A 6,308-nucleotide genomic window follows, 5' to 3' on the forward strand; every position below is an offset into this window, starting at 1 on the left:
AGTTTGGGCAGGCAGGATGCCCACCCCACAAGATTTTTATTTTACAATAAAGCCCGTACGTCGGCAATTTCCCCTTTTATGGCAGCGGTGGCTACCATTGCGGGACTCATGAGTAGGGTACGACCGGAGGATGATCCTTGTCTACCTTTGAAGTTGCGGTTGGAGGAGGAGGCGCTGATTTGTCTCCCCTGGAGTTTGTCGGGGTTCATGGCTAAACACATGGAACACCCTGGTTCTCTCCATTCAAAACCGGCTTTAACAAAGATTTTATCTAGTCCTTCGGCTTCGGCTTCTTTTTTGACTCTTTCTGAACCGGGGACAACAAAGGCTTTGACTCCCGCTGCAACTTGCCGACCTTGGGCGATTTTGGCGGCTTCTCTTAGGTCGCTTATACGTCCGTTGGTACAGCTACCTATGAAGCAAACATCTATTTTTGTCCCTTGGATGGGTTGTCCGGGATATAGATCCATGTAAGAATATGCTTCTTCGGCTATTAGGCGGTCTTCTTCTAGCAGTTCTGCGGCTGTGGGAATTTTTTCATCTACGCCAATTCCCTGACCTGGTGTAATTCCCCATGTGACTGTGGGGGGGATGGCTTCCGCATTAAATACTACGATATCGTCATATTCGGCATCGGGATTACTACTTAGGGACTGCCACCAATTTAGGGCTTTTTCCCAGTCTGCACCTTTAGGGGCAAAGTCTCTATTTTGTAGATAATCATAGGTAATTTTATCGGGGTTGACGTATCCGCATCGCGCCCCACCTTCGATGGCCATGTTACAAACGGTCATCCTTTCTTCCATGTTCATTTGGGCAAAGGTTGTACCAGCAAATTCGTAAGCGTAGCCTACACCCCCTTTAACCCCTAGTGTACGGATAATATGTAATATTACGTCTTTGGCGTAAACTCCGGGTTTTAAGTTACCGTTAACTTCGATTTTGCGGACTTTTAATTTTGATAGTGATAGGGTTTGGGAGGCTAAAACGTCTCTAACTTGGCTTGTACCTATACCAAAGGCGATCGCTCCAAACGCGCCATGACTTGACGTATGACTATCACCACAAGCGATGGTCATTCCCGGTTGAGTTAGTCCCAATTCGGGAGCAATGACATGAACTATACCTTGATTCCCTGAACCAATATTGTAAAATTTTATATCATGTTCTTGACAATTCTTTTCTAATGCTTGGATCATTTCCTCGGCCATGTTATCCACGAAGGGACGGGCTTGGTTTTCGGTGGGAACAATATGATCTACTGTGGCTATGGTTCGCTGCGGAAATAATACTTTTAAATCCCTTCCTTTCAGCATGGAAAAGGCTTGGGGACTGGTAACTTCATGAATAAGATGTAGTCCAATAAATAGTTGTGTTAATCCTGATGGTAGTGTACCAACAGTATGTAAATCCCAAACTTTGTCAAATAGAGTACCCTTGCTCATAGATCAATTTATATTAAAGGAGTCGAATTTTTGATTGTATCAGAAAATAGACTGGTTCAAGATCCTATAAAATTAGATAATTTATTGTTTATTGTGTCAAATTGAATATTGTATCAAATATAGACTGAACAAAGATGCGAATTTTGTTAGTTGAAGATGAACCGGGAATCGCTCAATTTATCAGTCAAGGACTCAAGGAAATGAGTTACGCTGTAGATGTTGCTCACGATGGTGAAGAAGGTAAGCAATATGCGTCCTGTGCTGAATATGATATCATTATCCTAGATATCATGCTCCCCAAGATTAATGGCTTAAAGCTATTAGGAGAATTTCGCAGTCAAAAAATTAAAACTCCAGTTTTATTACTGACAGCACGGGATACTATAGAAGACCGGGTACAAGGATTGGATCAAGGTGCTGATGACTACTTAGTTAAACCTTTTGCATTTTCAGAACTTCTGGCGCGTTTGCGAGCTTTACAACGTCGTCCCCCGCTAAAATTCAATCACATTTTACAAGTTGGGGATTTAACTATGGATGTGGTTAAAAGAGAAGTTAAACGTGGAGGGCGTTTGATTCAATTAAGCGGCTTAGAATTTAAACTTTTAGAATATTTGTTACGTAATTCTCATTCAGTGCTTACCCGTACCCAAATCGGAGAACACGTCTGGGATTTTGACTTCTACAGTGATTCTAATGTGGTTGATGTATATGTCGGCTATCTAAGACGGAAAATAGACCGAGGTTTTGACCAGCCACTACTTCATACAGTCAGAGGAGTAGGATATTGTTTAAAGTCTGATCCTGTGAGTTAATTTTGAGTTAATTTTGAGTTAATTTTTATGTTTTTTTGGAGACATCATAAAAGTACCATGAGGATACGTCTAACCGCATGGTACATAATACTTTTTGGGCTAACTATGATATTTTTTGATATCTATTTATATATTCGATTTCAACATAGTTTGCTCAGTCAATTAGATACAACTTTACAGATTGCTGCTGCTGAAGCTTTTATGGAAGTCCTGGAAGTAGACGGTAATCCCACTTTGAGGATCATAAAGCAGTCGGAAAAAATTACTCATCGGTTCGCGGCTGCTGGTTTTGTCGTCCAGTTAGTTTCACCACAAGGTGAAATATGGGGTGGTATTGGTAAATACCAAGATTTACCACGGATGAGAGAAATAAAACCGGGTTATACCAACGTTACTGTAGACAATAAAACCTGGCGAGTTTATACTCAATCCTTGGGTTTATCTCCAACAACAGGTTGGTTGCAGGTCGCCCAATCCCTGAAACCAATTTCTACAGCATCAGAAAACCTGCTGGCTTTGATTCTGTTTAGTTGTCCTTTAATTCTCTTATTTGCAGCATTTGGCGGCTTATTTTTATCTGAACGGGCTTTACGTCCTATTGATCGCATTATCTCTACTGCACAAGCAATTGGTCCAGATGATTTTACTCAACGTATTAACTATCAAGGTTCAGTAGATGAAGTGGGACGATTAGCTGTGACTATAGATAGGATGTTGGATCGGTTACAAGCCGCATTTGAAAATGAAAGACGTTTTACAGCCGATGCCTCCCATGAATTACGCACACCTCTAACGGTGATTAAAGGGCAAATTGGTGTCACTTTAAGTCGAGGTCGGACTGTGGAAGAATATGAAAGTACCCTGCAACAATTAGAAGGAGAGGTTGATCGCTTAATTCGTCTTGCTAATGGGTTACTTTTCCTCACTCGTTTAGATCAAAGCGAATCCGAATACCAGTTGAGTTTAAATAATTTTGATTTAAGCGATTTACTAGAAGTTTTAATAGAGCAAATTTATCCTTTAGCAGAAGTTAAAAATATTAATATCAGTGCAAGCATAGAACCCTCACTTGACATTACTGGTAACTCTGACCACTTAATTAGCCTGTTTTTAAATTTACTGGATAATGCCATTAAGTACACTCTCCCTGAAGGTAATATTAGGGTTAAAGCATATCTGGAAAAAGAACAGGTAAAAATAAATATTATGAATACAGGTAAAGGAATTGCAGCGACAGATTTACCCCATCTGTTTAAACGATTTTACCGTGCAGAAAGCGATCGCTCTGGGAATAGAGGAGGATCGGGATTAGGATTAGCGATCGCTTATGAAATTGTGCGCTTGCATGGTGGTACAATTCATGTCACAAGTCAGCCCAATCAAATCACAAATTTTACAGTAGAATTGCCATCTCAAAAACTGCAAATCCAATTCTAAGAAAATTCTTAATTATTTCTCATGATTTTCTTAATATTTATCGGGTAACTTAATAAAAGTTGATCAGATTTTGTAATTGTTAGGAAAAGTGAAATAAAATGGATGGTAGTTTAATCCTATTTAACATTCTCAATCCGCCGGTTTTATTCTTCTTTATGGGAATGCTGGCGGTTTTTTGGAAATCTGACTTAGAAATTCCCCAACCTTTACCTAAATTATTTTCTCTTTATTTACTTTTGTCAATTGGGTTTAAAGGGGGACACGAACTAGCAGATAGTGGGATTAACTTACAAATAGCACTCACTCTCATAGCTGCTATTTTTATGGCTGCCATCGTGCCAGTATACACCTTTTTTATTCTCAAACTTAAGCTTGATAATTATAACGCAGCCGCGATCGCAGCTACCTACGGTTCTATTAGTGCAGTCACGTTTATTACCGCTAGTTCCTTTTTAGAAAAACTGCATATTTCCTACGGAGGACACATGGTTGCAGCATTAGCCTTAATGGAATCTCCTGCCATTATAGTCGGTTTAATTCTGGTGAGAGTCTTTGCCCCAAAAACCGAAGATGAACAGGAATTTTCTTGGGGAAAAGTGATGCACGAAGCTTTTTTAAATGGGTCTGTTTTTCTCTTAGTTGGTAGTCTGATAGTGGGATTACTAACAGGAGATAAAGGTTGGGAGAAATTACAACCATTTACTCAAGGAATTTTCTATGGTGTGCTGACTTTCTTCTTACTGGATATGGGATTAATTGCCGCAAAAAGAATTAAAGACTTAAGTAAAACAGGTTCTTTCTTGATTGGATTTTCCGTTTTTATTCCCATTATCAATGCCATCATTGGCATTTTGATATCAAAAGTCCTGGGAATGGGAGAAGGAAATGGTCTTTTATTCGCGGTTTTATGTGCAAGTGCTTCTTATATTGCTGTTCCAGCAGCCATGAGATTAACAGTTCCCGAAGCTAACCCCAGTCTTTATGTTTCTATGGCTTTAGCTTTAACATTTCCCTTTAATATTATTGTCGGTATTCCTCTGTATTTACAAATCATTAAATTGGTTGGTGTATAGTTCAATTTTCCAGTTTTTTCATCAAAAATTCATGGTTATAACATCCAAAATAAGTATCAGTTATGCCAACTGTTAACCGAGTAGAAATCATTACTAGCACTCTGGAAATTCCCGAATTATCAAAGATTCTGAACTCAGACAAAGTGGCTGGATATACATTGATAGAAAACCTTTCTGGTAAAGGAGAGAGAGGTTATTGTTACAACGATTTAGGTCGAGAATTTAGCAACAGTTATATTTCAGCTATTTGCCAAAATCAGGAACAATTCATCTACTTAATAGATAGTATTCTACCTATCCTAAAAACCATTGGTGGTTTATGTTTAGTCACTCAAACTGAGTCAATTGGATCAGATCAAACCTCCGAAAAAATAGATTTAGTCAGCGATATTATGCAAGAAGTCAAGAAAATAGAGATTATCATAGATACCTCCTGGGTTGAAGACACTACCAAAATTTTAGATAGTGTTGCAGTTTCTGGATACACAATTATTAAAGATATCTCTGGTAAGGGTGATAGAGGTTTATCTTGTCCCGATATCGGCTGTTCATTTAGCAATAGTTATATTATAACAGTTTGCACAAATGAAAGACAATTAAACAGTTTAGTACAGAAAATCACTCCCCTGCTAAAGAAATTGGGAGGTGTTTTTTTAGTGACTGAAGCTAAATGGGTTAATCACTAAATTTTAGCAAACGCTATGATGTGGCAGCTATTAGGTCAAGAACAAAAGTAAAATAACCATGAATTCCACAATGCCAATTAAAAGAATCCTGAAAGGGCTTAACGAATTTCAGACAAACTATTTTACTATTCATCAGGAAATGTTTCGTCAGTTATCTGAAGGACAAACTCCTGAAATTCTCTTTATAACCTGTTCTGATTCTCGCATTGATCCAAATTTATTAACACAAACCAAACCGGGAGAGCTTTTTATTATCCGCAATTTGGGTAATATTATTCCCACCCATGGTAGTCATAATAGTAGCGAAGGTGCGGGAATTGAATATGCTGTTTCTGCCTTAAACATTAAACATATTATTGTTTGTGGTCATTCTCACTGCGGTAGTATGAAGGCACTCCTACAATTAAATAGTTTACCTGATGAGATGCCTTTAGTTTACGACTGGTTAAAAAGTCATGCAGAGTCTACTCGTCGTCTTTTACGAGAAAACTATCAGGAATATGATGGAGAGACGCTTTTAAAAATAGCTGTGGAAGAAAATGTTTTAACTCAAATTGAGAATTTAGAAACCTATCCCGTAATTCGTTCTAAATTACACGGTGGTAAACTCTCTCTTCATGCTTGGGTTTATCAAATAGAAACCGGGAAAATCGTTGCTTATGATGCTAATAATCGTAAATTTGTTACTCTTGCTTCTGACTCTTTTCCTGTTCCCGACCCTTTAGCTTGTTTACAATCTGGGTAATCGCTTATAAAATGTAAAAATGTATATTTTTGTAGGTAGATACAGCGGTTTCCGATCTGATGAGGTACAAAGTTGAATCATGAAACTCTTGTGGTGCGGGCATCTTG

Annotated in this window: 6 protein-coding genes; 5 read left to right on the forward strand and 1 reads right to left on the reverse strand. The window is 38.4% G+C overall.

Features of this window, described 5'->3' with window-relative positions:
• Positions 1–41 precede the first annotated feature (41 nt).
• Entirely contained in the window at positions 42–1,445 is a 1,404-nt protein-coding gene (gene leuC / locus ACIR310F_RS0116255; protein WP_028084740.1) for a 3-isopropylmalate dehydratase large subunit, read from the reverse strand.
• A gap of 134 nt (positions 1,446–1,579) precedes the next feature.
• Here leuC and ACIR310F_RS0116260 point away from each other — a divergent pair, with 134 nt between their 5' ends.
• From ACIR310F_RS0116260 to ACIR310F_RS0116280, 5 genes are all read left to right on the forward strand, one after another.
• The gene (locus ACIR310F_RS0116260) at positions 1,580–2,260 is read left to right on the forward strand and encodes a response regulator (protein WP_028084741.1); all 681 of its coding nucleotides are present in this window, start codon (positions 1,580–1,582) and stop codon (positions 2,258–2,260) included.
• 105 nt (positions 2,261–2,365) lie between these two features.
• Positions 2,366–3,697 carry a sensor histidine kinase gene (locus ACIR310F_RS0116265; protein ID WP_231387574.1) on the forward strand — a complete coding sequence of 444 codons (1,332 nt, stop codon included), beginning with the start codon at positions 2,366–2,368 and terminating at the stop codon, positions 3,695–3,697.
• A 98-nt stretch (positions 3,698–3,795) separates the two neighbouring features.
• A complete protein-coding gene (locus ACIR310F_RS0116270) occupies positions 3,796–4,770 on the forward strand; it encodes a sodium-dependent bicarbonate transport family permease (protein ID WP_028084743.1) in 975 nt (324 codons plus the stop codon).
• A 62-nt stretch (positions 4,771–4,832) separates the two neighbouring features.
• Positions 4,833–5,456: a P-II family nitrogen regulator gene (locus ACIR310F_RS26280; protein WP_196803225.1), complete on the forward strand. Its 624-nt coding sequence runs from the start codon at positions 4,833–4,835 to the stop codon at positions 5,454–5,456.
• A 70-nt stretch (positions 5,457–5,526) separates the two neighbouring features.
• Positions 5,527–6,201, forward strand: coding sequence for a carbonic anhydrase (locus ACIR310F_RS0116280; protein ID WP_028084745.1), 675 nt, complete (start codon positions 5,527–5,529; stop codon positions 6,199–6,201).
• The last annotated feature ends 107 nt before the right edge of the window (positions 6,202–6,308 follow it).

This window comes from Dolichospermum circinale AWQC310F (genome assembly GCF_000426925.1).
Lineage (GTDB): Bacteria > Cyanobacteriota > Cyanobacteriia > Cyanobacteriales > Nostocaceae > Dolichospermum > Dolichospermum circinale.

Coding starts and splice junctions, on each gene's coding strand:
- ACIR310F_RS0116260 (WP_028084741.1), top strand. CDS start 1,580: ATGCGAATTTTGTTAGTTGAAGATGAACCGGGAATCGCTCAATTTATC.
- ACIR310F_RS26280 (WP_196803225.1), top strand. CDS start 4,833: ATGCCAACTGTTAACCGAGTAGAAATCATTACTAGCACTCTGGAAATT.
- leuC (WP_028084740.1), bottom strand. CDS start 1,445: ATGAGCAAGGGTACTCTATTTGACAAAGTTTGGGATTTACATACTGTT.
- ACIR310F_RS0116270 (WP_028084743.1), top strand. CDS start 3,796: ATGGATGGTAGTTTAATCCTATTTAACATTCTCAATCCGCCGGTTTTA.
- ACIR310F_RS0116280 (WP_028084745.1), top strand. CDS start 5,527: ATGCCAATTAAAAGAATCCTGAAAGGGCTTAACGAATTTCAGACAAAC.
- ACIR310F_RS0116265 (WP_231387574.1), top strand. CDS start 2,366: ATGATATTTTTTGATATCTATTTATATATTCGATTTCAACATAGTTTG.